The following is a 218-nucleotide window of genomic DNA, read 5'->3' on the forward strand; positions in this document are numbered from 1 at the left end:
CTGCTTCATTGGCAGCTATACTCGCACTGTTGGTATACGTTCCTGAGGCATTGACTGTGGCAATGATAGATAAGGTAGCATTAGCTCCATTGGCTAAAGCACCAATCGCCCAGATTCCTGTTCCACTTGTATAGGTTCCTGAAGCTGTGCTGGCGCTTACAAAAGTATAACCGGAAGGTAAAATATCCGTTACACTTACTCCTGTTGCGTTGCTTGGA

1 protein-coding gene is annotated in these 218 nt (G+C 45.9%); it reads right to left on the reverse strand.

Annotated elements, in window-relative coordinates; all coding sequences use genetic code 11:
* Window positions 1-218, reverse strand: a 218-nt coding sequence (locus FLACOL7796_RS24540) for a DUF11 domain-containing protein (RefSeq protein WP_173973390.1), incomplete at both ends; no start/stop codon positions are given.

Source organism: Flavobacterium bizetiae (assembly GCF_902804475.1).
Lineage (GTDB): Bacteria > Bacteroidota > Bacteroidia > Flavobacteriales > Flavobacteriaceae > Flavobacterium > Flavobacterium bizetiae.